Here is a 26,817-nt window from a genome sequence, read left to right as displayed (position 1 = left end):
CGGTCACGTCGACGCCAGGACCGCCTTCGATCGTCCCGGCATGAGGGCGGCGGCGACGACCGCGACCGCCACGAATCCGGCTCCCACGTACAGGGCGGGCGCGAGGGCGTCGATGTATCCCGTCGGCGTCAGACTGCCGCCCGCACCGAGGAAGACCGCGGTCAGGAGCGCGATCCCCAGCGCGACGCCGATCTCGCGGAGCGTTGCGTTGGTCGAACTGGCCGTGCCGTGGTCGGCCTCGGGCATGTCGGCGAGGACGGCGGTCGCGTTGGGGGCGAACGTCAGACCCATCCCTGCGCCCGCCATCACGAACGCCGGAATCATGCTGCCGTACGTGGCGCCGGGAACGATGAGCGACGCCATCCAGAGCAGCGACAACCCCTGCAGGACCAGTCCGGTGACGAGGAGGGTCCGGACTCCCAGCCGCGGCGCGAGCAGGCCTGCGATCGGCGCCACCAGCATGGGTGCGGCCGTCCACGGCAAGGTCCGCAGGCCGGCTTCGAACGGCGAGTACCCCATGACGATCTGGAGGTATTGCGACAGGAGGAATACGGCGCCCATCATTCCCAGCGTGAACGTCAGCCCGATCACGTTGGCCAGGGAGAACTGCCGGGACCGGAACAGCCGCAGCGGCATCACGGGGAAGGGGGTGCGCAACTCGCGCACCACGAACGCCGCGAGCAGCACCGCCGATGCGACGAGAGCACCGAGCACCGTGGCGCTGGTCCAGCCGTCGTCGTTGCCGTGCACGATGCCCCAGACTCCGAGGAACACGGCGGCTCCGGCCAGGACGACGCCGAGCGGATCCAGCGGCTGCCGCTTTCCCTTCGACTCGCCGAGCGCGTAGAGCGCCAACGGGATCGCGACCGCTGCAACGGGGACGTTGATCCAGAACACGGCCTGCCACGACACCCCGTCGACGACGGCGCCGCCGACCACGGGGCCGAGGGCAACGCCCAGTCCGGAGACGCCGCCCCAGATCCCGATGGCGAACGCGCGTTTGGCGAGCGGCACGGCACCGGCGAGCAGGGTGAGGGAGAGCGGCATGATCGCAGCCGCGCCGACGCCCTGGACGGCGCGCGCGGCGATCAGCATCTCGGAGGTGGTCGACAGGGCCGATGCGATCGACGCCAGCGCGAAGAGCACTATGCCCCAGAGAAATACACGGCGGCGCCCGAGGCGGTCGCCCAGCGCGGACAGCGTCAGCATCAACGTCGCGAAGGCGAGCGTGTAGGCGTTCATGAACCACTGCAACTGCCCTACCGACGCACCGAGGTCGCGCTGGATCACCGGGATGGCACTGGTCATCACCAGATTGTCGAGTGTGGCCATGAACATCGGTATCGAGGCGGCGACGATCGCCAGCCATACCGGCACCAGCCGGCCGTGGCCCCGCCCCGAGGGAGGCGCCGCCGATTCGTGTTCCAGGCGTTCGGAGAGTGTCGTCATGACGGGTCCTCGTATCCAATTCGTGAGTACGGGAAGAAGGAACTTGTAAGCATCAGATGATTACTTATTTCGAAGACTAGTAATCGACTGATAACATGTCAACATGGCATCGCCCGTGAAACAGACCCGCATGAGCGCGACCGAACGTCGCGAACTCGTACTGGCCGCAGCCTCCCGCGCGTTCGCCAGGGACGGATATCACGGCACCAGCACCGACGCCGTCGCACGCGAGGCGGGCGTGTCCCAGCCCTACGTGGTGCGCATGTTCGGTTCGAAGTCGCGGCTGTTCGCCGACGTCTTCGACCGGGCGATGCGTCGGATCATGGACACCTTCGAGCCGTACTTCGACGATGTCGCCACAGACCCGGAGAACGACGAGTCGTGGCTCCCGATGGGCATCGCGTACACCGAACTGCTCGAGGACCGCGACCTCCTGCTCGTGATGATGCACGGCTTCACGTCCGGCGCGAACCCGGAGATCGGCGCGCTGGCCCGCGACTGGATGTCCCGGCTCTACACGCAGATCCGAACGCGCACCGGGTGCAGCCCCGAACAGGCCCGCACGTTCATCGCCAACGGAATGCTGCTCAACACCCTGCTCGCCATGCAGGTACCCGAGCATGCCGGGCAGGATCCGGCGCTCGAGGAGCTCGCCGTGTGCGCGTTCGGCAACGCCCTGGACGCGGCGGGCTCCGAGAACGCATCCGAGATCGGCGATTTCCGCTCTTGATCTTGCTCATCGGACACACGGCGGGGCACGATGGAAGCGTGCGGAAGGGGCGTCGCCGTGGACCGAGCCGTTGAGTCTCGACTGAGCTATTCCGACAGGGAGGGTCACCACCACACCGTGGACCTCTCCCCCGCTTCCGCGCGCGTCACGATCGGACGGTCGCCCGGTTCCGATCTGCTCCTCACCGAGGACGACGAGGTCTCGCGGCTCCATGCCGTCCTCGAATGCGTCGGCTCGCACTGGACCATCCTCGACGACGGGCTCTCCCGCAACGGCACGTTCGTCAACGGCGAACGGCTGGCGGGGCGTCGACGGCTCCGCCAGGGCGACAGCATCCGCATCGGCGGGACGAAGATCCGGTACCTGGAATTCGGCGGCTCTCTCGACGAGGCCACCCGGATGGGCACCGACATGCCCGAGGTCCGGTCCCTCACCGACACCCAGCGCGCGGTCCTCACGGCACTGTGCCGGCCGTACAAGCACGGCGCCGCATTCGCGAATCCCGCGTCGAATCAGCAGATCGCCCAGGAACTGTTCCTCAGTGTCGACGCGATCAAGACTCACCTCCGGGCGTTGTTCGCGAAATTCGGCGTCGGCGATCTCCCGCAGAATCAGAAGCGGGTCAGCCTCGCCGAGCGGGCCATGCGCAGCGGCATCATCAACGAGCGCGATCTCTGATCAGCCGACGGCCATCAGTTCGCGGTCGAAAGCGGCGATCTCACCGTGCGCGATGCGCTCGACGAGGCCGATGATCGCGAGGGCGACGTCGGCGGCGCGCTCGAGGATTACCGAGTGCCCGGCTCCGTCGACGCTCACGAGCTCCGAAGCGGGGAGCTTCGAGGCCATGGCGACCGAATGCTGGAACGGGGTGAGCATGTCCACCGAGCCGCACAAGATCAGCGACGGAATGTGAGCGAGTGCGGCCAGGGAGTGCCGCTCGTCGAACCCGAGCAGGGATTCGAGGAAACTCGACATGGTGACGACGGATGTCGTGTTGACCATGGCCGAGACCAGAGCGGCAAGCCTCGGATCGACGGCCCGATTGCGGGCGCTCGCTGCGCGGGCAATCGCCGTGCAGACGGTGCGTCCCACCCGCTTCGATCCGTGCACGACCCGGGGTGCCCGGCGCACCGCGGTGCGGAACAGCGACACCGCGGGGCTACGCAGGTGACGACCGAGACCGGCCTCGGCGAGATCGAACGCCGCAGTGGAGATCAGGGCCATGCCGACGATCCGCGAACCGATCGTGTGCGGGTTCTGCCGCGTGTAGGACAGCGCGGTCATGCCGCCCATCGAGTGCCCGATGAGGACGACCGGACCGTGCGGGGCGACGGCGTCGAGTACGGAGCCGAGGTCGCGGCCGAGCTGATCGATCGTGTAGGTGGCGGCCGGCGCCTCCCCCGACTCTCCGTGTCCGCGGTGATCGTAGAAGACCATACGAACATCGTTGCGCCAGAAACGAACCAGCTGTTCACGCAGTGCCCACCAGGATTCGGTGCGGAGGCAGTGACCGTGAACGAACACCACGGTGGTGGCTGCGTCGGGCGAACCGAACTCGCGAACCGCCAGCGCGATCCCGTCGTCGGTCCGGACCGTGAGGCGACGGCCCTCGTGCTCGTGTGCAACCGGGGTGTTCGTCATGATGGCCTCCTCGGTTTCTTCGCTCGCGGCTGGTAAAGCGTTACGTTCTTGCTTGTCCTCTACTGTGCCGCGCACGGTCCGGTCCGACCAGGACCCCCAGTGGTGGCTGGTGCACCCGGAGGTGTTGTGCCTTCCACCCCTGGGGTGGGTGGACGCGGGCACGCCGAAGCCCCCTCGGCGAGGGGGCTTCCGCACAGCAGATGTTCCCGCCGCAGCGTCAGGTCGTCTCGCTCGCGGGACCCGCCTCGATCGTGCGAGGCTCACCGGTTCCGAGGCTGGAGACCTCGATCCGCCGCGGCTTCGCCCGTTCGGCGAGCGGGATGGTCACGCTCAGGACACCGTTCTCGTAGGACGCCGAAATGCGGTCCGGGTCGACGCCGTCGCCGAGCGACAGCTGGCGCCGAAACGTTCCGCTGAACCGCTCGGAGGCGATCCATTGCACGTTCTCCTCGGACGGCGCGCTGCGATGAGCCGTCAAGGTGAGCGTGCCGTTGTCGACACTGACGTCGACGGAACCCGGATCGACGCCCGGCAGGTCGGCGTGCAGGACGTAGTGGTCGTCGACCTTGTACAGATCCATCGGCATGAATCGTGGTACCCGCGCGGTTCCGGTTTCCGTGCCGAGGAGACTCTTGGTCATGGATTCGAGGTCATTGAAAGGATCGAAGCGAAGCACAGCAACACACCTCCCGCATCACTCGAGGCGCCCGCCACCTCGACGGGCAGCCAGATTCACTGTGCATCGCTAATTTAGCACTCGGCACCCGAGAGTGCCAGTTCGGGAGGACCCCGGAATCTTCGCCTTGTGAGGTCCGGTTCCGGGGTCCTCGCCGCGACGTACCGACCGGTCCGGGCCGCTCGCGACTGGAGGGTATTCTCTACTGCCACTTCAGAATGCGGTGCACGGACCGGCGTGGCCAGGCACCCTGGGGTGCGAATCCCGTCACCCCCAGGGTTGCCCCTGGCCGCCGCCGAAGTCGTAGCCGCCGACGCTGGCTCCGTCCGGACCGGCGTTGATGCCGTCGATCGCGATCACGGTGCCGACAGCCGCTCCGCCGATCGTCACGGTGCCGCCCTGAGGGTTCTGTCCGGGCGCGAGGTTGCTCACGGAAGGGTCGTCGGAGGGGGCGTCGGGTGCCGCCGACGCGATGCCGGCGCCTGCGGCGAGGACGAAGAATGCGGCCGCGACGGTGGCACCCGTGCGCGTCAGAGCAGTGGTGAAGTCGAAGGACATCGACATGAAAGAACCTTTCACAGTGCGTGGTGCCGGGGAGGCGGGGTGGGCAGTACTGACGCCGAGGGGCCGGCACCCGCGGGTGGCGGCCCCTCGAACTTCAGGAAGATCGCGCAATCACAACTCGGTCAGAAGCAGAAGATGAACGAGCAGTTTTCGGTGCTGTCCCCGGCGCCCGCGCCGCCGGCGCCACCCGCACCACCGGTGGCAGGACCACCATTGCCACCGTTGCCACCGTTGGCGTTGCCGCCGTTGGCGTTGCCGCCGTTACCGACGTTCGTGTTGACCGTCGCACCGTCCCCGACCGCTGCGCCACCGATGATGACGCCGCCGGAGTTGTCGACGTTGCCATTTGCGGAGCCGCCGTTGGCGCTACCGCCTGCGCCGCCGGCGCCGCCCTGCGAACTACCCGGAGCCCCGGCACCGCCGGCTCCACCAGCGGGGTCGGCCGAGGCGATTCCTGCTCCGGCAGTGAGGGCGAAGCCCGCGATGGCGAGAGCGGAAAGGGTGCGCTTGAGGGTGTGTGCCATGTGTGGATCTTTCTGTGGGGGTGGGGTTTTGCTTGCCACATAAGAATGCGCCGATCGCACCCACCCGAACAGGTACCCCAGGGGGCGCAACCGGCACCCCGAGGGATGACGCCACCCCACCCCCGTTAAGCCGTGTCTACGGCCGCATTTCGTAGGCGCCGTCGTAGTTCTCCACCTGCGCCCACACCCGGGAGAACCGCTCCGCGTCCACCACCGGGCGGCGTATCGCGCCGAGCGCCCACTTCTGCTGCGCCTCGGTGGCGGACGATTTGCCGTGCAGCGCAACGGCATAACCGGAGAAATCGCGGATCTGGAAATCGAAGATCTGGTCGATCAGATCACGGTCGATGCCGGCGATCGTGGCCTGCTCGAGAATCAGGTGCCCGTAGACCACGAGCGAGAACAAGTGCCCGAGGTCGAGCAGGAAGTCGAGATCCTTCTGCTGGGCCGCGTCGGGCGGGGCGGTGGTGAGCAGTTCCCTCAGCGCGGTCGCCTGCTCGTGGAAGCGGGCCACGTTGGGGACGTCCGAGTGCGCCTCGTAGGTCTTCGCCCAGTCGTGGAAACGAATCTTGCCGGCACCGCGGGTCGGGCCCTGGACCCAGAAGAACGCATCGTCGGCGGCGTCGAGCCGGGTGCCGATCTCCGGGTACTCCGCCGGGTTGAGCAGGTAGTTCGGCATGAACTTGAGGATGAGGCCGACGTTGACGTGCACGGTGCCCTCGAGCTTCGGCAGAGTGCCGATCAGCTGGGCGGCCTCGCGGAAGTAGGTGTTCTTCTCGTAGCCCTTCGCCGCGATCACGTCGTGCAGCAGCGCGATCACCTTCTCCCCTTCGGAGGTGACCTTCGCCTTCGTCATCGGGTTGAACAGCAGGTACCGACGATCGTCGAGACTCGCGCTGCGGAAATAGTCGACGGAGCGTGCGCTGAACAGCTTCATCGCGATCAGCCGGCTGTAGGCGTCGACGAAGTTTCCGCGCACGTGCGCGAAGTCGGTGACGGGGTTGCCGTACAGAATCCTGTTGTGCGCGTGAGTGATCGACTCGTAGAACGCGTGCTCGGAGATCCCGATGGATCCTGTGCACAGGTTGAACTTGCCGACGTTGACCGTGTTGAGCGCCGCCTCGAACGCAGCCACCCCCGTATGGAGAATGTCCTCTTCCCGCACCGGGTAGTCCTCGAGCCGGAACGTGCTGACGTACATCTGGCCGTGCACCACATTGCCCTGCAGGTGGTATGCCGGGTGGCGGCTGTCCGCGACGAAGAAGACGTACCCGTCGCTGCCCTCCACATCGGTGCGCCTGCCGAACACCGACACCATGCCCGCTACGTTGCCGTTGCCGATGTAGTACTTGTCGCCGCTCGCGGTGAACGCGAGATCCGGGTCGTTGTCGGCGGGGGTCAGCAGCATGTCCGTCGAGTAGACGTCCGCGCCGTGTTCCTTCTCCGACAGACCGAACGCCAGCACCCCGCCGTCGTCGAGGAGCTCCGCGGCCCGTTCCTTTGCGGCGCGGTTCCCGCTCATCCAGATGGGGCCGAGACCCAGGATGGTCACCTGCCACGCGTACCAGTACGCCAGCCCGTAGAAACCGAAGATCTCACTGAGGGCGGCGTTGCGTGCGGCATCCCAGCGCTTGTCCGGATCGCCGCCCGCCAGGTCGGCGGGGGTGAGGAACTTCGCGAAAAGCTTCTCCCGTTTCACGAACTCCAGGAAGTCGTCGGGCCACACGGCCTCGAGATCGTCCTCGAGCAGCCGCTTCTTGCCCCGCGACTCGAACCACTCGATCAGCGCCCGCAGCAGTCTGCGCGTCTCCGGATCGAAATGCTCGGGATCGTAGGAGGTCGGATCGAACAGCAGGGAATTCGTCACAGCAGGCCTTTCGTCCGGACGTGTCAGGCCAAGCTAACAGTCCGGACGAAAGGCGTGGGGCGGTTTGATCAGCCCCTGACGGTCTCGACGATCTCGCTCAGCGCAGACTCGGCGGCCACCTCGCGGCTCTCGCCGGTGAAGCGGTCGCGGACCTCCACCTTGCCCTCGCCCCAGCCGCGGCCGACGACCACGACGAGCGGGACACCGAGCAGTTCGGAGTCCTTGAACTTCACGCCGGGCGACGCCTTGCGATCGTCGAGGATCACCTCGAGACCGGCCTTGTCGAGTTCGGCGGCGAGCCCCTCGGCGCCTTCCCGGGCCGTCTCGTCCTTGTTGGCGATCACCACGTGCACGTCGGCGGGCGACACCTCGGCCGGCCAGCGGAGGCCCTTCTCGTCGTAATGCTGTTCCGCGATCACGGCGACGAGGCGGGAGACGCCCACGCCGTAGGAGCCCATGGTCGGGCGGACGGGCTTGCCGTTCTCGCCGAGCACGTCCACGGAGAACACGTCGGTGTACTTGCGGCCGAGCTGGAAGACGTGACCGATCTCGATGCCGCGGGCCGCGACGAGCGCACCGGCGCCGTCGGGGGACGGGTCGCCGTCGCGGACCTCGGCGGCCTCGATGGTGCCGTCCGGGGTGAAGTCGCGGCCCGCGACGAGCCCCACCACGTGCTTGCCCTTCTCGTCGGCTCCGGTGATCCAGCTGGTGCCGTCGACGATGCGCGGGTCGACGAGGAAACGAACGCCGTTGGCTTGCAGCGCCTTCGGTCCGATATAGCCCTTGACCAGGAAGGGGTTGGCCGCGAAGTCGGCCTCGGTGAGCAGCTCGAACTCCGCGGGCTCGAGGGAGGCACCGAGACGCTTGTCGTCCACCTCACGGTCGCCGGGAACACCGATGCCGAGCAGTTCCCACTTGCCACCGGGCTGCCGGGTCTTGACCAGGATGTTCTTCAGGGTGTCCGCGGCGGTGACGGTCCAGCCCAGGTCGGCGCCGTTGGCCCAGTCGACGAGCGTCGCAATCGTGGGGGTGTCCGGGGTGTCGTGCACCTTCGCGGCGGGCAGTCCGTCGAACGGGACGGCCTCGGGAGCCAGCGTCTTCACCGCCTCGACGTTGGCGGCGTAGCCCGACTCGAGGCAGCGGACGTAGGTGTCCTCACCGATCTCGCTCTCCGCGAGGAACTCCTCCGACGCGCTGCCACCCATCGCACCGGACGTCGCCGACACGATCACGTATTTGACGCCGAGCCGGCTGAAGATGCGCTCGTAGGCGTCGCGGTGCGCCCGGTACGACTCGGTGAGTCCTTCGTCGGTGAGGTCGAAGGAGTACGAGTCCTTCATGACGAACTCGCGGCCGCGGAGAATGCCGGCCCGCGGGCGCTCCTCGTCGCGGTACTTGGTCTGCACCTGGTACAGGGTGACCGGGAAATCCTTGTACGAGTTGTACTCGCCCTTGACGGTGAGCGCGAACAGTTCCTCGTGGGTGGGGCCGAGCAGGTAGTCGCCGCCCTTGCGGTCCTTCAGGCGGAACAGTCCGTCGCCGTACTCGGTCCAGCGGTTGGACGCCTCGTACGGTTCGCGCGGCAGGAGCGCGGGCAGGGAGATCTCCTGGGCACCGATGCCGTTCATCTCTTCCCGCACCACCCGCTCGACCTCACGCAGCACGCGCAGACCCAGCGGCAACCACGAGTAGACGCCGGGCGCGATGCGACGCACATAACCGGCGCGGACCAGCAGCTTGTGGCTGGGGACCTCGGCGTCGGCGGGGTCGTCGCGCAGAGTGCGGAGGAACAGGTGGGACAGGCGGGTAATCACGGGATACCAGAATAGTCGGCTGGGACGGGGCCGGGCGCGTCGGTAGGGTTTCGTGCGTGCTGGTGCTACTTCCTCCCTCCGAAACCAAGTCCGACGGCGGCGCCGACGCGCCCCTCGACCTGGCCGAGCTGTCGATGCCGCAGCTCACCGAAACCCGCGAAGTGCTGGTCCAGGCGCTGGTCGCGCTGGCGGCGGACGGGGAGGCGTCGCAGCTCGCGCTCGGCCTCGGCCCCACCCAGGCCGACGAGATCGAGCGGAACGCCAAACTGTGGGTCTCCCCCACCCGGCCCGCACTCGAGCGCTACACCGGTGTGCTGTTCGACGCGCTCGACGCGAAGTCGTTCACCAAGGCGCAGAAGTCCAAGGCGCTGTCGCGGCTGGCAATGGGGTCCGCGCTGTTCGGTGCGGTGCGCGCGGGTGATCTGATCCCCGCCTACCGGCTGTCGGGCGGATCGAAGCTCCCGGGGCTGGGCACTCTCCGGGCGTTGTGGAAGCCGGAACTGAGCCGGGCGATCGCCGCGGAAGCGGACGGCCTCGTCGTCGACCTGCGCTCGGGGACGTACCAGCAACTCGGACCGATCCCCGAGGCCGTGATCGCCACCGTCCTCACAGAGAAGCAGGACGGCACCCGCACCGTCGTCAGTCATTTCAACAAGCACCACAAGGGTCTGCTGGCGCGCGCGCTCACCGTCTCCCGCGCCGAACCTCAGGACGTGCGCGGGGTAGCGCGGGTGGCCTCGAAGGCCGGCCTGCGCGTCGAGGTGGCGTCGGACCGCGAGCTGATCATCCTCACCGACTGACCTGTGAGTACTTGTCAACCGCCCGCGGTTGACAAGTACTCACAGGGGCTTCATTCGGGCTTGACTGCCAGGACCGGTTTGCGGCAGGACAGCAGCAGGCGCTGGGCGGTGCTGCCCATCAGGAGCTTCCCGACCGGGGTGCGGTCGCGGATGCCGATCACGAGCAGTTCCGCGCTGGGCGCCGTCATGGCCTCGAGAATCACGTCGACGGTCTCGTCTCCCACGATCTGCCGGACCTCGTGGTCGACCCCGCTCGCGGCCAGCTTGCCTTCGAGTTCCTCCAGGTGGGCGTTGTCGGCGAACGACTGGTCGGCGAGGGAGTCGCCCTTCGACGTGTTGATCACGAGCAGCGACGTACCGCGCAGCTGCGCCTCCGCGACGCCGTGTTCGAGGGCCGCCCCTCCGAACTGGTCGGGGGTGTATCCGACGACGATCATGCGTGTGCCTTCTCTCTGGTGTCGGTGGAGTCGCCACCGGCCGGTCCGTCGGGGAAATCGGGTGCCGCGACGGGGTAGTGCGCGCGGACGACCTTGGCGACGAGGGGTGCGATGAGGAGCACTGCGATCACGATATAGACGATGATCGCGACGGGCTCGGTGAACAGGCTGCCCCAGTCACCGCCACCGAGCTGCAGGCTCTGCCGCAGTTGCCGTTCGATGCGCGGTCCGAGGATGACGCCGATGATGAGCGGCAGCACCGGCAGCCCGAACCTCCGCATCATCAGACCCATCAGCCCGAACGTCAGCAGCAGCGCGAGGTCCAGCCACTGGAGGTTCACGGCGAACGCGCCCAGCGCGGCGAAGAACAGGATGCCCGCGTAGAGGTAGGGGCGCGGCGTGCGGAGCAGCTTCGCCCACAGCGGTGCGAGCGGAAGGTTGAGCACCAGGAGCAGGAAGTTGCCGATGAACAGGCTCGCGATCAGCGTCCAGATCAGCAGCGGTTCCTTCTCGAACAGTGTCGGGCCCGGCTGGATTCCGTACGACACGAATGCCGTCAGCATGACCGCGGCCGTGGCGTTGGTCGGCAGGCCCAGCGACAGCATCGGCACGAGTGTGCCTGCCGCGGACGCGTTGTTGGCGGCCTCCGGCCCGGCGACACCTTCGATGGCGCCCTTGCCGAATTCGTCCTTGTGCTTCGACAGCTTCTTCTCGGTGATGTAGGAGAGGAAGGTGGGCAGCTCGGCGCCGCCTGCGGGAAGTGCGCCGAACGGGAACCCGTAGGCGGTGCCCCGCAACCACGGCTTCCACGAACGCTTCCAGTCGCTCTTGCCCATCCACGGCCTGCCGACAGGAATGACCTCGGCCGGCTTGCGGCGGAGATGAGCGGCCACCCAGAGGGCCTCACCGAGTGCGAACACGGCGACCGCGACGACGACGATGTCGATCCCGTCGGACAGCTGCGGGATGCCGAACGTGGCACGCGGCTGGCCGGTGAGGAAGTCGATACCGACCAACCCGATCGCGAGACCGAGCAGCAGCGAGATGCATCCGCGGAGCTTCGAGGTTCCGAGGACGGCCGTGACGGCCACGAGGGCGAGCAGCATGATCGCGAGGTAGGACGGGGCTCCGAGGGTGACCGCGAAACTCGACACCATGGGCGCGAACAGCACCAGGAGCATCGTGCCGATCGACCCGGCGACGAACGACCCGATGGCGGCGGTCGCCAGGGCCTGCGCGGCCCTGCCTGCCTTCGCCATCTTGTTGCCCTCGATCGCCGTGATCACCGACGACGACTCCCCCGGCGTGTTCAGCAGGATCGACGTCGTCGACCCGCCGTACATGCCGCCGTAGTAGATGCCGGCGAACATGATGAACGCTGCGCTCGGGCTGACGTTGTAGGTGACGGGAAGCAGGAGGGCCACGGTCATGGCCGGTCCGATGCCCGGGAGGACGCCGACCGCCGTGCCGAGAAGGACGCCGATGCACGCGTAGAGCAGATTCATGGGGGTGGCTGCTTGCTCGAACCCCTGCAGCAGCCAGTTCAGATTGTCCATGTCAGAGAATTCCGTCCAGAATGCCTGCGGGCAGCGGTATTCCGAGCCCGACGTAGAACGCGTAGAAGCTGCCGAATCCGAGCACGGCCCCGATGGCGATGTTCCGCACCCAGTGGCGGCTGCCCAGAATGGTTGCGGCCCCGGCGAACAGGACGGTGCCGATGATCGCCCAGCCCAGGAAGTCGACGAGCGCGATGGTCACGACGAACAACCCGACGAGCAGGCCCACCGTCTTCCAGTCGCCCGGAGACTCCGGATCGACGTCTTCGCCGCTGTCGGCTTCGCCGGTGGAGCCCCTCATGATCGCGACGGCGAGCACCACGGCGAAGACCAGCAGTCCCCCACCGATGACGAGCGGGAACAGTCGCGGACCCACCGGGTCGACCTTCGCGAAGCCGTCGCTGAGCGACAGTGCGTCGACGATGAGGAACACCCCGATCACGGCCATCACCGCGCAGACGATGAACTGTGCGTAGTCCCTCCGCTTCGGCGCCGGGGCCGTGTCCGCGGAGACGGCGGACGGTTCTGCGGGCGCGGTCATGTCAGCCCCAATTCGGCCAGGGTGGACGAGACCCGTTCGTCCTGGTCCCGGAGGAACTGCTCGAACTCCGGTCCCGTCGTGAAGGCGTCACTCCAACCGTTCTTCACCAGGGCCTCCTTCCATTCCGGTGTGTCGTGCAACTTTTCGAGCGCCTCGACCATGTCGGCCTTGGCACCGTCGGACAGTCCGGGCGGCGCCAGGATTCCCCGCCAGTTGGTGAAGGTCAGGTCCACGCCTGCCTCCGTGAGCGTCGGCGCATCGATTCCTTCGACCCGTTCGTTCCCCGACACCGCGAGGACCCGGACCTGGCCTGCCTCGATCTGGTCGACGTACTCGCCGAGTCCCGACGTGCCTGCGGTGATCTTCTGGCCGAGAAGGGCTGTCAGCAGGTCGCCACCGCCGTCGTAGGACACGTAGTTCACCGCGTTCGGGTCCACTCCGACCGCGCGCGCCGTCTCCATCGGGAACAGGTGGTCCGGCCCGCCGGGCGAGGAACCGCCGCCGATGGTGATCGACGCCGGGTCGGCACGCCATGCGGCCACGAAGTCGTCGATGGTCTGCAACGGTGAATCCGCGGGCACGAGGATGCCCTCCTGCTCCTCGACCACCTTGGCCAGCGCGGTGGCCTCGGACACGCGTGCGGTGGATCCGTTGGTGTAGCCGGCGCCGACGACGCCCAGGCCCATCATCATCATGAGGTCGTCGTTGCCGGCCTCGTTCATCAGCCTGGCCATCGCGACCGTTCCACCTGCGCCGATCACGTTGAACACCTCGACGCGACCGGTGATGCCCTCGTCTTCCATGATCTTCACCGCGGTCCGCGCCGTGAGGTCGTAGCCGCCGCCCGGACTGTTCGGAACCATCATCCGCACCCTGTGCAGGCCCTCGTCCTCGCCGCGGGTGACCCCGCAGCCGGCCACGAGGAGGCCTACGAGCGCGAGCAGGAGCAGCGCGCGTACCCTGCTCCCGCTACCTGTTCTCGACATCGTTCCTCATTTCGCCATGAATGTGATCTTCCGCAATACTGAACCCCAGGGGTGATGCACGTCACCTATGCGAACGAAACGGAACTTAAGTTCATTGTGGTCACCACTTCACCCCCGCGTGCGTAGCCTCGCGGGCCAGGTCCTGCTCCTCCAGCTCGTCGTCGTCGGCGTCGTGCTGCTCGCGGTGGCCGCCGTGTCGGTCCACCAGTCGACCGTGGAGTTCCGCGACCTCCAGGGGCAGCGCATGATCGCGGTGGCCGAGAACGTGGCGTCGACGCCGGTGGTGCGCGACCAGCTGTCGGACCGCTCGGTCGAGCGCGTGCTGGCGCCCGAGGTCGATCGCGCCGTCAACCTGTCGGGCGCCACACTCGCCGAGATCGTCGCGCCGAACGGGGCGGTGACCGTGTCCTCCGATCCGACGCGGCTCGGGGTGCCCGCGGAACTCGGCGCCAGCGATGTGATGACCGGGCGGGCCTGGTCGGGAGACGTGGACGTCGACGGACGCCGCGCCATCGTCGGACACGTTCCGATCCTGTCCGCCACCGGGGACGTCCTCGCGGTCGTCTCGGTCAGCGACGACTACCCGTCGATCTGGGACCTGCTCAGCAGCGCCGGGGCGCGCCTGCTCCTGTATCTCGGAATCGGTGCCGGTCTCGGGCTTCTCGGCTCGTGGCTGCTGTCCCGCCGGATCAAGACCCACACCCGCGGACTCGAGATCGCCGAGATCGCGAGCCTTGCCGACCATCGCGAGGCACTGCTGCACAGCATCCGCGAGGGTGTGGTCGCGGTGAACCCCGACGGGGTGATCACCGTGCTCAACGACAGCGCCCAGGAACTGCTCGACCTCACCGACGACGCCGTCGGCCGACACGTCGACGACGTCGCACTCGACCCCGCCGTCCGGCAGTACCTCCTCAACGGGGAGGACGGCCGCGACGTGGTGCTGTCGACGTCGTCGCGCATGCTCGCGCTGAGCCGGCGTGCGGCCACCAGCCAGGGGCACAAGATCGGCACCGTCACCACGATGCGCGACAGCACCGAACTGGCGTCGATGCAGAGTCAGCTGTCTTCGCACAAGAGTGTCACCGACACCCTGCGGGCGCAGACGCACGAGTTCGCCAACCAGCTGCACACGATCTCGGGCCTGACGCAGCTCGGTGACTACGACGCCGTCACCGAATTCGTCGGCACCCTCACCCGCCGTCGAGCCGAGATCAGTGATGCTGTCACGCAACGCATTTCGGATCCGGCTGTCGCCGCGCTGCTGATCGCGAAGACGTCGCTCGCCGCCGAGACCGGGGTGTCGCTGACATTGGAACCCGACTCGCACCTGCACGCCCTCGACCCCGAGCTCGCCACCGACGTGATCACCGTCCTCGGCAACCTCATCGACAACGCCGTCGACGTGTCCGAGGGCGGCCGGGACGCGCGGATCTCGATCCGGATCACCGACGACGACGGTATTCTCATCGAGGTCGCCGATTCCGGCCCCGGAGTTCCCGAGACGATGCGGGAGGAGATCTTCTCGCGCGGTGTCACCTCGAAGCCGGGCACACCCGGTGGCCGCGGAATCGGGCTCGCCCTGGTCCGTCTCGTCAGCTCCCAGCACGGCGGCTCCGCAGCCGTCTCGGACGCACCCGGCACCGGTGGTGCCTTGTTCACCGTGCACGTGCCGCGTAGCTAGACTCTCCGATCATGACGGGACGGCGTGACGATGTATGAGGTCCTGGTCGTCGACGACGACTTCATGGTCGCGGAGATCCACCGCCGATTCGTCGACAAGACACCGGGGTTCACCACCGTCGGGGTGGCACGCACCGCCGCCGAGGCCCTCGAATCGGTGCGCACCGCACACCCCGACCTCGTGCTCCTCGACGTGTACCTGCCGGACATGTCCGGCCTCGACGTCCTGCAACGACTGCGCGCGGAGGGCAACGCGGTCGGCGTCATCATGATCACCGCCGCCCGGGAGATCGACACCGTCAGCCGCGCACTACACGGCGGCGCCTCCGATTATCTGGTCAAACCGTTCGACTACACGCAGCTGCAGGAGAAACTCGAGAACTTCCGCCGCCGTGCCCGCGCCCTCGAATCACAGTCCGGCGCAGACCAATCCCTGATCGACTCCCTGTTCGGGGGCAAGGGCAAGAATCCGGAACCGAGCCGGCTCCCCAAGGGGCTCAGCGCCGAAACCGGGCGCCTGGTGCTCGACATCCTGCGGTCGAAGGGCGAGCTGTCGTCGACCGAATGCGCCGAACTCGCCGGACTGTCCCGGGTCAGCGTGCGCCGTTACCTCGAGCACTACCTGTCCGAGGGTCTGCTGGAGGTCCGGCTCGAATACGGGGGCGCCGGCAGGCCCGTCCGCCGGTACCGGCCTGCCCCACGCTGACACGGTCGGTCAGGATCGGGTGCAGGCGCCGGCGAGGGCGAACGGTGTCGAGTCACCGGCACCGCGGCGCTCCGCGCGGTCCAGCAGGGCGAGCGTGCCGGAACCGAACGTCGGCGAGTAGGACACCGAGTCGGTGCACCCGCCGTGGTCGAGGCCGCCGACGAGGGCGACGACCCGCGAACCCGTGATCCACGGGCCGCCGCTCGTTCCCTCGCCCAGCCCGTCGCAGACCACCGTGGGGTAGCTGTCCGTCGACGTGGTCACGGCGGTGCACGACACCGGACCGTCACCGAGGGTCGGATAGCCGGTCACGGCCACGGTGGTCGCGGGTTCCGGCGCGGACGCCAACTCGAATCCCCCACCGACCACCGACTCGACGGACGCCGGCACGGTGGTTCCGCTCGGGGCCACCCGGAGAACGGCGTAGTCGTGCTGCGGATCCTGCGACTCCAGCCAGGCGGGGTCGACATAGATCTGGGACACCGTCCACAGTCCGAACGGGGACACGCCGCGGTCGAATCCGGGTGCGAACGACAGCGCGCCGCCGGACCCTGCGATGCAGTGCGCGGCAGTGAGCACGAGGTCGCCGTCCGCGCTGTCCAGAACCGATCCGGTGCAGACGTGGAGCAGTGTGCCGGCCAGGAACAGCGGGCCGACGCGAGGATCCGGTGCGGCGGGCGCAGGCGCGGCGGCGGCCGGACCCCCGGCTACGCAGGAAGCCAGGAGCAGGACCGCCGCGGCCGCCCCCGTGACGGACGAGCGGGAGGGCGTGACCACAGGATCATCATGCACCGCTCGTCACGCTCGGGTAGGCCGATTTCTGCTACCGGCCGCCGGTCAGCTGCGTGGCGGAAGCTGCTGCAGCGCCCACTCGTTGCCGTCGGGATCGGCGAAGTACACGAAGCGCCCCCACGCCAGGTCCTGCACCTCGCTGACGGGAACGCCGCGGGCCGACAGCTCGGCGTGGGCGGCATCGGCGTCGTCGATGACGATCTGCAACCCGTGCACCGAGCCGGGCGGGGTGTCGACCAGGCCCTCGCCGACGGCGATCGAGCACGCCGACCCGGGCGGTGTGAGCTGGACGAAACGCACGTTCTCGTTCACGCGGTGGTCGTGGTCGACGACGAAGCCGACCTGGTCGGCGTAGAACGCCTTGGCCCGGTCCACGTCGGACACCGGCAGGATGATCAGCTCGATTTTGTAGTCCATGACCGGATGCTATAGACGGCGTACGACCACCGGGCCGAAACCGGACCGGACCGCGTTCACGCCTGTTGCGCGGCCTTCTCGGCGGCCTGCGCCTGCGCGACCTGTTGCGGGGTGAAGCGGATGAACATCGCGGCCAGTCCCGCGATGAGGGCGCAGCCTGCGCTGCCGACGAGGGCGAAGGTGTACCCGTTGCCGAGCGCCTCGAGTTGCGTCGGATTCATGTCGGCGACCTTGCCGGAGATGCCGCCGAGGGACAGCGTGCGTGAGGTGGCCATCGCCCCGATGACGGCCAGGGCGAGGGGTCCGCCGAGGGTTTGCGCCACCTGGGCGATGGCGGCGAGCGGACCGATCTCGGTCTCCGACACTCCGGCGATCGCGCACAGCGGGAGCGGGACGACGGCGAGTCCGACACCGAATCCGATCCCGATGACCGGCACGAACAGGTTGCCGAGGTAGGTGGCGGAACTGTCGAGGGTCGAGCCGTAGAGCAGCCCGACCACCATGATCCCGGCGCCGGTGACCACGAGCCACCGGGGTTGGATCCGCACGGCGAGCTTGGACGCCACCGCCGCCGCACTGCCGAGGCCGAACGCGAACGGGATGAACGCGAGGCCCGCCTCGAGGGGGCTGTAACCGAGAATGTCCTGGACGAACAACGCGACGAAGGCGGCGACCGTGAACATGACGGCACCGGCGAAGAAGATCGCGACGAGGGTCGCCACCCGATTCTTGTCGCGGAACAGGGAGAACGGCAGCAGCGGGTTGTCTGCGGTCCGTTCGACGTACAGGAACGCGCCGAACAGCAGCAGACCGGCGATGAGCGCCCCGATCACGTAGGGACTCCCCCAGCCGAGTTCCGGCCCCTCCGTCAGCGCGAACACGACGCCCGTCGCCGCGACCGTGGCGAGGACCGCACCGGGAACGTCGAGGGCCAGGCGCTCGCCCGCGGTCTCCTTCAACGCCACGAACGCGCACCCCACGATGACGACACCGATGGGCACGTTGATGAGGAAGATCAGTCGCCACGACACCTCGGTGAGCGCGCCACCGATGATCAGGCCCGCGATCGACCCGATGCCCGTCATGGCCGCGAAGATCGCGATGGCCTGGTTACGCGCAGGTCCGGCCGCGAACGTGGTCGCGACCAGGGCCAGCGCCGTCGGGGACGCCACCGCGGCGCCGACACCCTGCAGGAACCGGGCGGCGATCAGCATGAACTCGCCCACCGCGAGACCGCACAGCAGCGAGGCGACGGTGAACAGGGCAACACCGCCGACGAACATCTTCTTCCGGCCGAACGCGTCGCCGAGCCGTCCGCCGAGGAGCATGAGGCCACCGAACGCCAGCGCGTAGGACGTCAGCACCCAGTTGCGGCCGCTGTCGCTGAGACCGAGATCGGCTTGCAGCGGCGCGAGCGCCAGGTTGGCGACGGTGCCGTCGAGGACCACCATCATCTGCAGCCCGCTCAGCACGATGATCGCCAGCCCCATCACACGGGTGGCGGGAGTCGGAATCACCGCAGACTTCTTCGACGCTGAGGTGGTTTCGGGCATTCCGGAATCAGACACGAGGGTTCACGTTACCCAGCGTCCACAGAAAACCCGGCCACCGGCCCGATGACCACGATGGCGGGCGGCCGGATCTGCTCTTCCTTCACCCGGGCGGCGACGGTCTGCAGATCGGCGCGCACGGTGCGCTGCGTGCGCAGCGTGCCCTCCTGGATGACCGTGACCGGTGTGTCCACCGGACGGCCACCCTGCATCAGGACCGTCGCGAACGCCTCGATGCGCTCGACGGCCATCAGCAACACGATCGTGCCCTTCAACCGGGCCAGCGCCGACCAGTCGACGAGTGAATCCGGGTGGTCGGGGGCGACGTGACCGCTGACGACGACGAACTCGTGGGTGACGCCCCGGTGAGTGACCGGGATGCCGGCGGCCGACGGCACCGAGATGGCACTGGTGATCCCGGGGACGACCGTGACGGGCACACCCGCCGCGGTGCACGCCTCGAGTTCCTCGTAGCCGCGCCCGAACACGTACGGGTCGCCGCCCTTGAGCCGCACCACGAACTTTCCGGCCTTCGCGCCCTCGATGAGGGCGGCGTTGATCGCCTCCTGCGCCATCGCACGGCCGTAGGGAATCTTCGCCGCGTCGATGACCTCGACGTCGGAGCCCAGTTCGGCCAGCAGTTCCGGCGGGGCGAGGCGGTCGGCGACCACCACGTCGGCCCGGGCCAGCAGTCGCCGGCCGCGCACGGTGATGAGATCGGGGTCGCCCGGACCGCCGCCCACCAGTGCGACACCGGCCGCCGGTGACTCGGCGGTGTCGGCGACCGCACCGGATTGCAGGCCCTCGACGAGGGCGGTGCGCACTGCGGCGGACCGGCGGTGGTCGCCGCCGGCCAGGACGCCGATGCTCATCCCGTCGTAGCTCGCGCTCGCCGGAGTGACGGCAGTGCCGTAGCGGGCGTTGTCGGCGCGGACGCAGAAGACACGATTCCGCTCCGCCTCGGCGACGATCGCCGCGTTGGTGTCCGGTTCGTCCGTGCACGCGATGGCGTACCAGGCGTCGGCGAGGTCGCCGTCCCGGTATTCGCGAAGTTCCACTGTGATCTGTCCCGCGGTGGCCATTCCCTCGACCGCCGGCGTGACCGCGCGGCTGATCAGGTGCACCCGCGCACCCGATGCGATCAGGAGCCCGAGCCTGCGCTGTGCCACTGTTCCGCCACCGACGACGACCACACGACGATCGGCCAAATTGAGTCCGACCAGGTAGTTGGTCTCGTCTCCGGTGGCAGCAGTCACGCGCTCTCCCCGTTTCTCCAGAAAATCCTGCACGTCTCGTCTCGAACCTACGAAACTTTACGGGCTGCCGCGACGACGACGCCATTCGCGGACCACTTGGTCACGATCAGGGGCCCGCCGTCCGCGCCGAGCACCGCCGCCGCTTCCGCGACGCTCGGCGATCCCGTCGCCGAGTGCACCCGGTCCGACGGGTTCGCCACCTCGACGCCGGCCAGTTCCCCCGCGGCGAATCCGCGGACGGGGACATCCAACGCCGCTGCCGCATCGCGGACAGCCGGGTCCGCGGCCTTGCGGTCGAGGGTGCACAGGCAGTCCAGTGTCGCGTCCGGACCCAGGTTCGCGGACGTCAGCACGTGCCGGACTGCGGCGAGGATGTCCGCGATGCCCGCTGCCGCACGGAAGCCGACGCCGACGCAGACGTCACCCATGCGCGGCGAAGGTGCGGGCCGCGGCCACGAAACGGGTGATCGCCTCCGGGTGACCCGCGGGGTGCGTGTGCAGGTACGACGCGTGCACGCCGCCGCGCACGAAACCCTCGCGCGCAGGGTGGCCGTCCCAGGGCCGCCAGCCCCAGGCCGGTGCACAGCCGTCCGCCTCGGCCGCCGCGAGCGACGTGCGATGGAACTCGTGTCCGACCACCCGCTCACCTGCCGCGAAGAGGATGGAGTCCGTGACCGCCACCGCCTCGCGGTACCCGAGCGTGAGACGAGACCCGAACGAGGCGTCGACCCCGACCACGGAGGCCATCGCGTGCCCGTCGAGGCTTCGGGCGAGGTAGAGCAGACCGGCGCACTCCGCATGGATCGGCGCCCCCGCCGTCGCGAGTTCGCGTATCTGCGTCAGGAGCGCGGAGTTCTCCGCGAGGGCGACGGCGTGCTCCTCAGGGAAACCACCGGGCAGCACCACGCCGCTCGTGCCGGGCGGCAACGCGTCGTGCAGGGGGTCGAACGTGACGACGTCCGCACCGGCGGCACCCAGGAGTTCGCGGTGTTCGGCGTACCCGAACGTGAACGCCCGGCCCCCGGCGATCGCCACGGTCGGGCGCGGGCCGGGCGGAATCGGGCCGACCTCGGCGGCGGGGTCCCACACCGGCCCGTCGACCGCCGAGGCCGCGAGCGCGCGGATGGCGGGCAGGTCGAGGTGGCGGGCGGCCAATCGGGTCATCGCGTCGACGGCGTCGACCGCGTCGGCACCGTGCTCCGCCGCCGGGATCAGCCCGAGGTGCCGGGACGGGACCTCCAGTTCGGCCATCCGCGGCACGGCGCCGAGCACGGGAAGTCCGACGCGCTCGCATGCCTGCCGCAGCACCTGTTCGTGCCGCGGGCTTCCCACCCGGTTGAGGATCACCCCGCCGATGCGGACCCCGGAGTCGTAGGTCGAGAAGCCGTGCAGGACCGCGGCCAGGCTCTGACTGTGCCCGCGGGCGTCGACCACGAGCACGACCGGGGCGCCGAGCAGCGCCGCCACCTGGGCCGTCGATCCCTCGGCCGACGGCTCCTGCGCCGCGGCGTCGATCTTGCCGTCGAACAGGCCCATGACGCCCTCGACGACCGCGAGGTCGCACCCCGAACTGCCGTGCCGGTACAGCGGGGCGATCCGCTGCGCGCCCACCATGACCGGGTCGAGATTGCGTCCCGGCCGTCCGGCCGCGAGCCCGTGGTATCCGGGGTCGATGTAGTCGGGGCCCACCTTGAACGGTGCCACCGCACAACCCGACCCACGCAGGGCTCCGACCAGACCGGTTGCGACGGTGGTCTTTCCGCTACCCGACGCGGGGGCGGCGATGACCACTGCGGGCGCCGCGGGGAGCGTGGTCACCACTCGATGCCCCGCTGGCCCTTCCGGCCGGCGTCCATCGGATGCTTGATCTTGGTCATCTCCGTCACCAGATCCGCCGCGTCGATCAGCGCCTGCGGGGCGTCGCGGCCCGTGATCACCACGTGCTGGTTGCCGGGCCGGTTCTGCAGGACCTCGACCACCTCGTCGACATCCACCCACCCCCACTTCAGGGGATACGTGAACTCGTCCAGCACGTAGAACCGGTGTTCCTCGGCTCCCAGCCGGCGGGCGATCTCGCGCCATCCCTCGGCGGCCGCGGCGGCGTGGTCTTCCTCGCTGCCGTGCTTGCGCGTCCACGACCAGCCCTCGCCCATCTTGTGCCACTGCACCGCCCCACCGACACCGGTGTCCTCGTGCAGCTGGCCGAGGGCGCGGAAGGCTGCTTCCTCCCCCACCTTCCACTTGGCGCTCTTGACGAACTGGAACACCCCGACGTCGAATCCCTGATTCCAGGCACGCAGCGCCATGCCGAACGCGGCCGTCGACTTCCCCTTGCCCGGTCCGGTGTGGACCGCGAGCACGGGAGCGTTGCGTCGTTGACGTGTGGTGAGGCCGTCGTTCGGAACGTTCTCGGGAACACCCTTGGGCATGTGTCTTCTCTCTCCCCTACCGAATCCGCGTCCGGATCACGCCGCGGCGCGGACGACGCCCGCGACCTGCTGCGCGGACAATTCACCGAGGCGGACGTAGCCGCCCCGCAGCCGGCGGGCCAGCTCCGCGGCCAGCCCGAGCCGGACCATGCCGGTCTCGCAGTCGACGACCACCGACGCGACCGAGCTGTCGGCGAGCAGCCCCGCGGCCACCTTGGCCCGGTGCAGTGCGTCCTTGCCGCCCGTCGCCCGCCCGTCCGTCAGCGCGACGACGAGCGCGCGACGCTGCGGGTCGCGGAGACGTTCCCGCAACACGACCTCACGCGCGCGCAGGAACCCTTCTGCCAGTGGGGATTTGCCGCCTGTCTTCATTCCTCGCAGGCGGCGGACGGCGATGTCCACCGACGAGGTGGGCGGCAGAACCAGTTCCGCGGCTCGTCCGCGAACCGTGATCACCGCCACCTTGTCGCGGCGCTGGTAGGCGTCGCGCAGCAGTGAGACGACGGCACCGGTGACGGCCGACAATCGGTCGCGGGCTGCCATCGACCCGGACGCGTCCACGACGAACACCACGAGGTTGCCCTCGCGGCCCTCGCGAATCGCCCCGCGCAGGTCGGCGGAGTCGAGGATCATCCGACCGGTGCTCCGGCCGCGGGCCACCTGCCGCTCGGCGGCGGCGAAGAGCGTGCCGACCAGGTGGAGTCCGTGCCCCTGTTCGGCGGTCGAGCGGACCGCGCGACCGCGGGACGAGCGCGATCGGGAACGCCGGCCCGGCGCGCCCTCGCCGACTCCGGGTACCTCGAGGAGTTTGGTGGTGAACTGCGTGCCGGTCGGCCCGGCCGGGCGTTCCGGGGGTGCCGGAGCCCCGCCTCCGGGCCCGTCGGGATCGTCGGGGTCGGTGCCACCGCCGTCCGGTTCGGTCGGGGTGCCGGGCGGAGTTCCCGGCTCCTGCTCCGGTGGTTCCTCGGCACCGGACCTGGCGTCCTCGTCGGCCTGGCGGAGGGCGTCGTCGAGCTGCTGTTCATCGAGGCCGGGTTCGTCGAACGGATCCCGGCGACGGCGGTGCGGCAAGGTCAGCTCGGCGGCGACCCGCACGTCCTCCGCGGTGACGGCGCCTGCGCCCCGCCATGCGGCGTGCGCGGTCGCGGTCCGGGCGAGGACGAGATCGGCGCGCATGCCGTCCACGTCGAACGACGCACAGAGAGAAGAGATTCGGCGCAACTCGATGTCGTCGAGCACGACGGAGTCGAGCCGGTCGCGGGCCTCGAGGATGGCGGCGGCCAAGGCGGCGTCCTGCTCGGCGTAGCGCTCGGCGAAGCGTGCGGGGTCACGCTCGAAGTCCAGTCGACGCCGGACCACCTCCATGCGCACGTCCACCTCCCGCGACGCGGCGACGTCGACGGCCAGCCCGAACCGGTCGAGGAGCTGCGGCCGGAGCTCGCCCTCCTCCGGGTTCATCGTGCCGACCAGCACGAACCGCGCGGCGTGCGAATGCGAGATGCCGTCGCGCTCGATGTGGACGCGGCCCATCGCCGCCGCGTCGAGGAGCACGTCGACCAGATGGTCGTGCAGAAGATTGACCTCGTCGACGTAGAGAACACCCTGATGGGCGGCCGACAGCAGTCCGGGTTGGAACGCGCGCTCACCGTCGCGCAGGACCTTCTCGAGGTCGAGGGAACCGACGACACGGTCTTCCGTGGCTCCGACCGGCAGTTCGATCAGTCGCGCCGGGCGCGTCCCGTTCTCGTCGTGCACCGCGGGCAGCAGTGCGGTGAGAGCACGGACCACCGTCGATTTGGCCGTCCCCTTCTCACCGCGGACGAGGACGCCGCCGATACCGGGATGGACCGCGCAGAGGATGAGGGCCAGCCGCAACCGGTCCTGCCCGACCACCGCACTGAACGGGAATCCCCACGAAAAGTCGGGTCGAACCTGGTCCACTTCACGATCCGTACGCACGCTGCATCCCTTCACGTCCCGGTTTCCTCGCCGAGAGCTTTGGCCGGTACGAACGCCGCGGCAATCTGGCTGGGAGACCGGATCGGCAACCAGGGTGGTGGCAGCCGGTCAGAGATCCGTCACAGTGGCGGGACCGCGCCTGATTCGAACAGGACTTCCCCGCGGACATTCACCTGACGACCCTAGTCGGGGCCTACTGCCCGGCGCTCGACGGGGCCGCCTCCGCCGCCTCGTACGCGACACCGCCGTCGCCGAAGGCGGCACCGCCGCCGCGCCGCATGGGGACGTGCGGGATGCCGTCCTCGACGAACTCTTCGCCGTCCGGCTTGAAACCGTGCTTGGCGTACATGTCCACCAGATACGTCTGCGCGTTGATGCGGCACGGCGCGTCGCCGACCTCCGCGAGCGCGGCGCGCAGCAGACGCGTCGTGTGTCCCTGACCGCGCGCCGGCCGCGACGTGCACAGCCGACCGATCCGGAACGACTTGGTGCCGTCGGCGTGCTCCTCGAGGAGCCGGAGAGTGCAGACCACCTGACCGTCCTGTTCCAGCCAGAAGTGGCGGGTCTCGACCAGCAGATCACGGCCGTCGAGTTCCGGGTACGGGCACGCCTGCTCGACGACGAAGACCTCTACGCGGAGCTTGAGCAACTCGTAGAGCGTCTTGTTGTCGAGATCGAGTGCCCACGAACGCTTGAGTGCTGCAGTTGCCGTCATGACAGGCAACTATCGCACAGCACCGGCAAGTGTGCGCGCCCGTGGACCCGGGCCGGGCGGTGCGTCAGACCGCGACCGACGCGTCCTCCACCTTGCTGGTGTCGAGCTGGAGCACCTTCGACGTCCAGTCCCACACCTGCGAGAACAACGCGGTGTCGTCGGAGAGCTTGATGCCCAGCGACGGAACCATTTCCTGGAGCTTCGGCTTCCACGACTCGTACTGGGTCGGGAAGCAGCGCTGCAGCACGTCGAGCATGGCGGGCACCGCGGTGGACGCACCCGGCGACGCGCCGAGCAGTCCCGCGATGCTGCCGTCGGCGGCGTTGACGACGGCGGTGCCGAACTCGAGGACACCGCCCTTGCCCTTGGCTCGACGGATGACCTGGACGCGCTGGCCCGCGGTGATCAGCTCCCAGTCCTTGCCGAGCGCCTTCGGGACGAACTCCCGCAGGGTCTCGATCCGACCGGCCTCGGACATCGCGAGCTCACTGATCAGGTACTTGACGAGACCGAGTTCGCTGACGCCGACCCCGAGCATCGACAGCAGGTTGTTCGGCTTGACCGAACTGGGCAGATCGGTCACGCGGCCCTGCTTGAGGAACTTGGGCGACCAGCCGGCGTAGGGCCCGAACAGCAGTCCGGGCTTGTTGCCGATCACGCGGGTGTCGAGGTGCGGAACCGACATGGGCGGCGCGCCGACGGCAGCCTTGCCGTAGACCTTGGCGCGGTGCTGGTCGATGAGCTCCGGGTTGGTGCAGCGCAGGAACGCACCGCTCACGGGGAACCCGCCGAAGCCCTTCGCCTCCCCGATGCCGGACTTCTGCAGCAGGTGCAGCGCACCGCCACCGGCGCCGACGAACACGAACTTGGCGCGCACGGCCTTCTTCACACCGTTGCGGCGGTTGGTGACCTTGACCACCCAGCTGCCATCGGACTGCTTGGTGAGGTCGGTGACCTCGTGCCCGAAGTGGACGACGCCGCCGGATGCGCCGACGTAACCGAGGAGCTGCTTGGTCAGGGCACCGAAGTCGACGTCGGTGCCGTCCTGGGTCCAGTTGAGAGCGACGGGGTCGCTGAAGTCGCGGCCCTTCGCCATCAACGGCAGGCGACGGGTGAACTCGTCGGGGGCGTCGATGTACTCCATGCCCGCGAACAGGGGGTGACCGGCGAGGGCGTCGTAGCGGGCCCGCAGGTACTTCGCGTTGGCCTCGCCGTGCACGAAGCTCACGTGCGGGATGGGGTTGATGAACTCCTTGGGCTGCGTCAGCACACCACTCTCGACGCCGTGCGCCCAGAACTGCCGCGACACCTGGAACTGCTCGTTCACGTTGACGGCCTTCGTGATGTCCACGGTGCCGTCGGCGTTCTGCGGGGTGTAATTGAGCTCACACAGCGCGGAGTGGCCGGTGCCCGCGTTGTTCCACGGGTCGCTGCTCTCGGCGGCTACTGCGTCGAGCCGCTCGAATGTGGTGATCGACCAATCGGGCTGCACCTGACGCAGGATCGCTCCCAGCGTCGCGCTCATGATGCCCGCGCCAACCAGCACTACATCCGTTTTCGTCTCTACCGCATTCTGATCTGACACTGGAGTATCGACTTCCTTGTCCATAGCCGTACGCGCATACGCCTGCCGTGTTCGCCGGATAGGTTACCCGCGCGTATGAGCGAGAATCACCTGCCCCAATTGTGCGCCTCCCCGCGCCCCGGAATCGCACATTAGATTGT

At 68.7% G+C, this 26,817-nt stretch carries 26 protein-coding genes; 5 read left to right on the top strand and 21 right to left on the bottom strand.

The features are described from left to right. Positions 1 to 3 precede the first annotated feature (3 nt). Positions 4 to 1,449, bottom strand: coding sequence for a DHA2 family efflux MFS transporter permease subunit (locus CJ177_RS06395; RefSeq protein ID WP_095867421.1), 1,446 nt, complete (start codon positions 1,447 to 1,449; stop codon positions 4 to 6). Between the two features lie 103 nt (positions 1,450 to 1,552). Here CJ177_RS06395 and CJ177_RS06390 point away from each other — a divergent pair, with 103 nt between their 5' ends. Next, complete coding sequence (locus CJ177_RS06390; RefSeq protein ID WP_025432366.1) at positions 1,553 to 2,179, top strand: TetR/AcrR family transcriptional regulator; 627 nt, start codon at positions 1,553 to 1,555, stop codon at positions 2,177 to 2,179. 30 nt (positions 2,180 to 2,209) lie between these two features. Next, entirely contained in the window at positions 2,210 to 2,857 is a 648-nt protein-coding gene (locus CJ177_RS06385) for an FHA domain-containing protein (RefSeq protein WP_043943784.1), read from the top strand. Here CJ177_RS06385 and CJ177_RS06380 read toward each other — a convergent pair whose 3' ends face one another. The 6 genes from CJ177_RS06380 to CJ177_RS06355 all read right to left on the bottom strand — a co-directional run bounded on the left by CJ177_RS06380 (position 2,858) and on the right by CJ177_RS06355 (position 9,265). Next, entirely contained in the window at positions 2,858 to 3,820 is a 963-nt protein-coding gene (locus tag CJ177_RS06380; protein WP_005240647.1) for an alpha/beta fold hydrolase, read from the bottom strand. Between the two features lie 217 nt (positions 3,821 to 4,037). After that, the gene (locus tag CJ177_RS06375; RefSeq protein ID WP_095867420.1) at positions 4,038 to 4,496 is read right to left on the bottom strand and encodes an Hsp20/alpha crystallin family protein; all 459 of its coding nucleotides are present in this window, start codon (positions 4,494 to 4,496) and stop codon (positions 4,038 to 4,040) included. 267 nt (positions 4,497 to 4,763) lie between these two features. Next, positions 4,764 to 5,060: a hypothetical protein gene (locus tag CJ177_RS06370; RefSeq protein ID WP_025432365.1), complete on the bottom strand. Its 297-nt coding sequence runs from the start codon at positions 5,058 to 5,060 to the stop codon at positions 4,764 to 4,766. A 122-nt stretch (positions 5,061 to 5,182) separates the two neighbouring features. Further along, positions 5,183 to 5,584 (bottom strand): hypothetical protein, encoded by a 402-nt coding sequence (locus tag CJ177_RS06365; protein WP_025432364.1) that lies wholly within the window; start codon positions 5,582 to 5,584, stop codon positions 5,183 to 5,185. A 136-nt stretch (positions 5,585 to 5,720) separates the two neighbouring features. Next, entirely contained in the window at positions 5,721 to 7,451 is a 1,731-nt protein-coding gene (locus CJ177_RS06360; RefSeq protein WP_005240640.1) for an acyl-CoA dehydrogenase family protein, read from the bottom strand. Between the two features lie 68 nt (positions 7,452 to 7,519). Next, complete coding sequence (locus CJ177_RS06355; RefSeq protein ID WP_095867419.1) at positions 7,520 to 9,265, bottom strand: proline--tRNA ligase; 1,746 nt, start codon at positions 9,263 to 9,265, stop codon at positions 7,520 to 7,522. Between the two features lie 56 nt (positions 9,266 to 9,321). On the opposite strand from CJ177_RS06355, the gene yaaA reads away from it, so the two are divergent. Continuing rightward, positions 9,322 to 10,065, top strand: a complete 744-nt coding sequence (yaaA, locus tag CJ177_RS06350) for a peroxide stress protein YaaA (protein WP_095867418.1) — start codon at positions 9,322 to 9,324, stop codon at positions 10,063 to 10,065. A gap of 50 nt (positions 10,066 to 10,115) precedes the next feature. Here yaaA and CJ177_RS06345 read toward each other — a convergent pair whose 3' ends face one another. Genes CJ177_RS06345 through CJ177_RS06330 form a run of 4 tightly spaced genes read right to left on the bottom strand, consistent with a single transcriptional unit; the run spans position 10,116 to position 13,585 of the window. After that, complete coding sequence (locus CJ177_RS06345; protein WP_005240634.1) at positions 10,116 to 10,502, bottom strand: universal stress protein; 387 nt, start codon at positions 10,500 to 10,502, stop codon at positions 10,116 to 10,118. Next, entirely contained in the window at positions 10,499 to 12,058 is a 1,560-nt protein-coding gene (locus tag CJ177_RS06340) for a tripartite tricarboxylate transporter permease (RefSeq protein WP_005240632.1), read from the bottom strand. The genes CJ177_RS06345 and CJ177_RS06340 overlap by 4 nt, the downstream gene beginning before the upstream one ends. A 1-nt stretch (position 12,059) precedes the next feature. Further along, on the bottom strand, positions 12,060 to 12,599 hold the full coding sequence (locus CJ177_RS06335; RefSeq protein ID WP_061046021.1) for a tripartite tricarboxylate transporter TctB family protein: 540 nt from the start codon (positions 12,597 to 12,599) through the stop codon (positions 12,060 to 12,062). Further along, a complete protein-coding gene (locus CJ177_RS06330; RefSeq protein WP_005259246.1) occupies positions 12,596 to 13,585 on the bottom strand; it encodes a tripartite tricarboxylate transporter substrate binding protein in 990 nt (329 codons plus the stop codon). The genes CJ177_RS06335 and CJ177_RS06330 overlap by 4 nt, the downstream gene beginning before the upstream one ends. Before the next feature lie 67 nt (positions 13,586 to 13,652). Here CJ177_RS06330 and CJ177_RS06325 point away from each other — a divergent pair, with 67 nt between their 5' ends. Together CJ177_RS06325 and CJ177_RS06320 are read left to right on the top strand one after the other, a co-directional pair. After that, on the top strand, positions 13,653 to 15,269 hold the full coding sequence (locus CJ177_RS06325) for an ATP-binding protein (protein ID WP_005240626.1): 1,617 nt from the start codon (positions 13,653 to 13,655) through the stop codon (positions 15,267 to 15,269). Between the two features lie 30 nt (positions 15,270 to 15,299). Continuing rightward, positions 15,300 to 15,974, top strand: coding sequence for a response regulator (locus CJ177_RS06320; RefSeq protein ID WP_025432363.1), 675 nt, complete (start codon positions 15,300 to 15,302; stop codon positions 15,972 to 15,974). A gap of 9 nt (positions 15,975 to 15,983) precedes the next feature. Here the strand turns inward: CJ177_RS06320 and CJ177_RS06315 are convergent, their stop codons facing one another. From CJ177_RS06315 to mqo, 10 genes are all read right to left on the bottom strand, one after another. Continuing rightward, a complete protein-coding gene (locus CJ177_RS06315) occupies positions 15,984 to 16,751 on the bottom strand; it encodes a serine protease (RefSeq protein WP_061046020.1) in 768 nt (255 codons plus the stop codon). A 60-nt stretch (positions 16,752 to 16,811) separates the two neighbouring features. Next, on the bottom strand, positions 16,812 to 17,183 hold the full coding sequence (locus CJ177_RS06310) for a glyoxalase superfamily protein (protein ID WP_005240620.1): 372 nt from the start codon (positions 17,181 to 17,183) through the stop codon (positions 16,812 to 16,814). Between the two features lie 56 nt (positions 17,184 to 17,239). Then, positions 17,240 to 18,736 carry an MFS transporter gene (locus CJ177_RS06305; protein WP_061046019.1) on the bottom strand — a complete coding sequence of 499 codons (1,497 nt, stop codon included), beginning with the start codon at positions 18,734 to 18,736 and terminating at the stop codon, positions 17,240 to 17,242. A gap of 26 nt (positions 18,737 to 18,762) precedes the next feature. Next, positions 18,763 to 19,989, bottom strand: a complete 1,227-nt coding sequence (gene cobA / locus CJ177_RS06300) for a uroporphyrinogen-III C-methyltransferase (RefSeq protein ID WP_005240615.1) — start codon at positions 19,987 to 19,989, stop codon at positions 18,763 to 18,765. Between the two features lie 47 nt (positions 19,990 to 20,036). Continuing rightward, on the bottom strand, positions 20,037 to 20,417 hold the full coding sequence (locus CJ177_RS06295; protein WP_005240613.1) for a cobalamin biosynthesis protein: 381 nt from the start codon (positions 20,415 to 20,417) through the stop codon (positions 20,037 to 20,039). Continuing rightward, positions 20,410 to 21,810, bottom strand: coding sequence for a cobyrinate a,c-diamide synthase (locus CJ177_RS06290; RefSeq protein ID WP_061046018.1), 1,401 nt, complete (start codon positions 21,808 to 21,810; stop codon positions 20,410 to 20,412). Before CJ177_RS06290 ends, CJ177_RS06295 begins: the two co-directional genes overlap by 8 nt. Continuing rightward, entirely contained in the window at positions 21,804 to 22,418 is a 615-nt protein-coding gene (gene cobO / locus CJ177_RS06285; RefSeq protein ID WP_005240608.1) for a cob(I)yrinic acid a,c-diamide adenosyltransferase, read from the bottom strand. Before cobO ends, CJ177_RS06290 begins: the two co-directional genes overlap by 7 nt. Positions 22,419 to 22,454: 36 nt before the next feature. Further along, positions 22,455 to 24,359 carry a magnesium chelatase subunit D family protein gene (locus tag CJ177_RS06280; protein ID WP_095867417.1) on the bottom strand — a complete coding sequence of 635 codons (1,905 nt, stop codon included), beginning with the start codon at positions 24,357 to 24,359 and terminating at the stop codon, positions 22,455 to 22,457. Between the two features lie 211 nt (positions 24,360 to 24,570). Continuing rightward, positions 24,571 to 25,092, bottom strand: coding sequence for a GNAT family N-acetyltransferase (locus CJ177_RS06275; protein ID WP_005240604.1), 522 nt, complete (start codon positions 25,090 to 25,092; stop codon positions 24,571 to 24,573). 64 nt (positions 25,093 to 25,156) lie between these two features. After that, positions 25,157 to 26,701 carry a malate dehydrogenase (quinone) gene (gene mqo / locus CJ177_RS06270; RefSeq protein ID WP_095867416.1) on the bottom strand — a complete coding sequence of 515 codons (1,545 nt, stop codon included), beginning with the start codon at positions 26,699 to 26,701 and terminating at the stop codon, positions 25,157 to 25,159. Between the last annotated feature and the right edge of the window lie 116 nt (positions 26,702 to 26,817).

Origin of the sequence: Rhodococcus sp. ACPA1, from assembly GCF_002300195.1 — a bacterium.
Lineage (GTDB): Bacteria > Actinomycetota > Actinomycetes > Mycobacteriales > Mycobacteriaceae > Rhodococcus_F > Rhodococcus_F opacus.
This window is presented reverse-complemented; position numbering and strand designations above follow the sequence as displayed.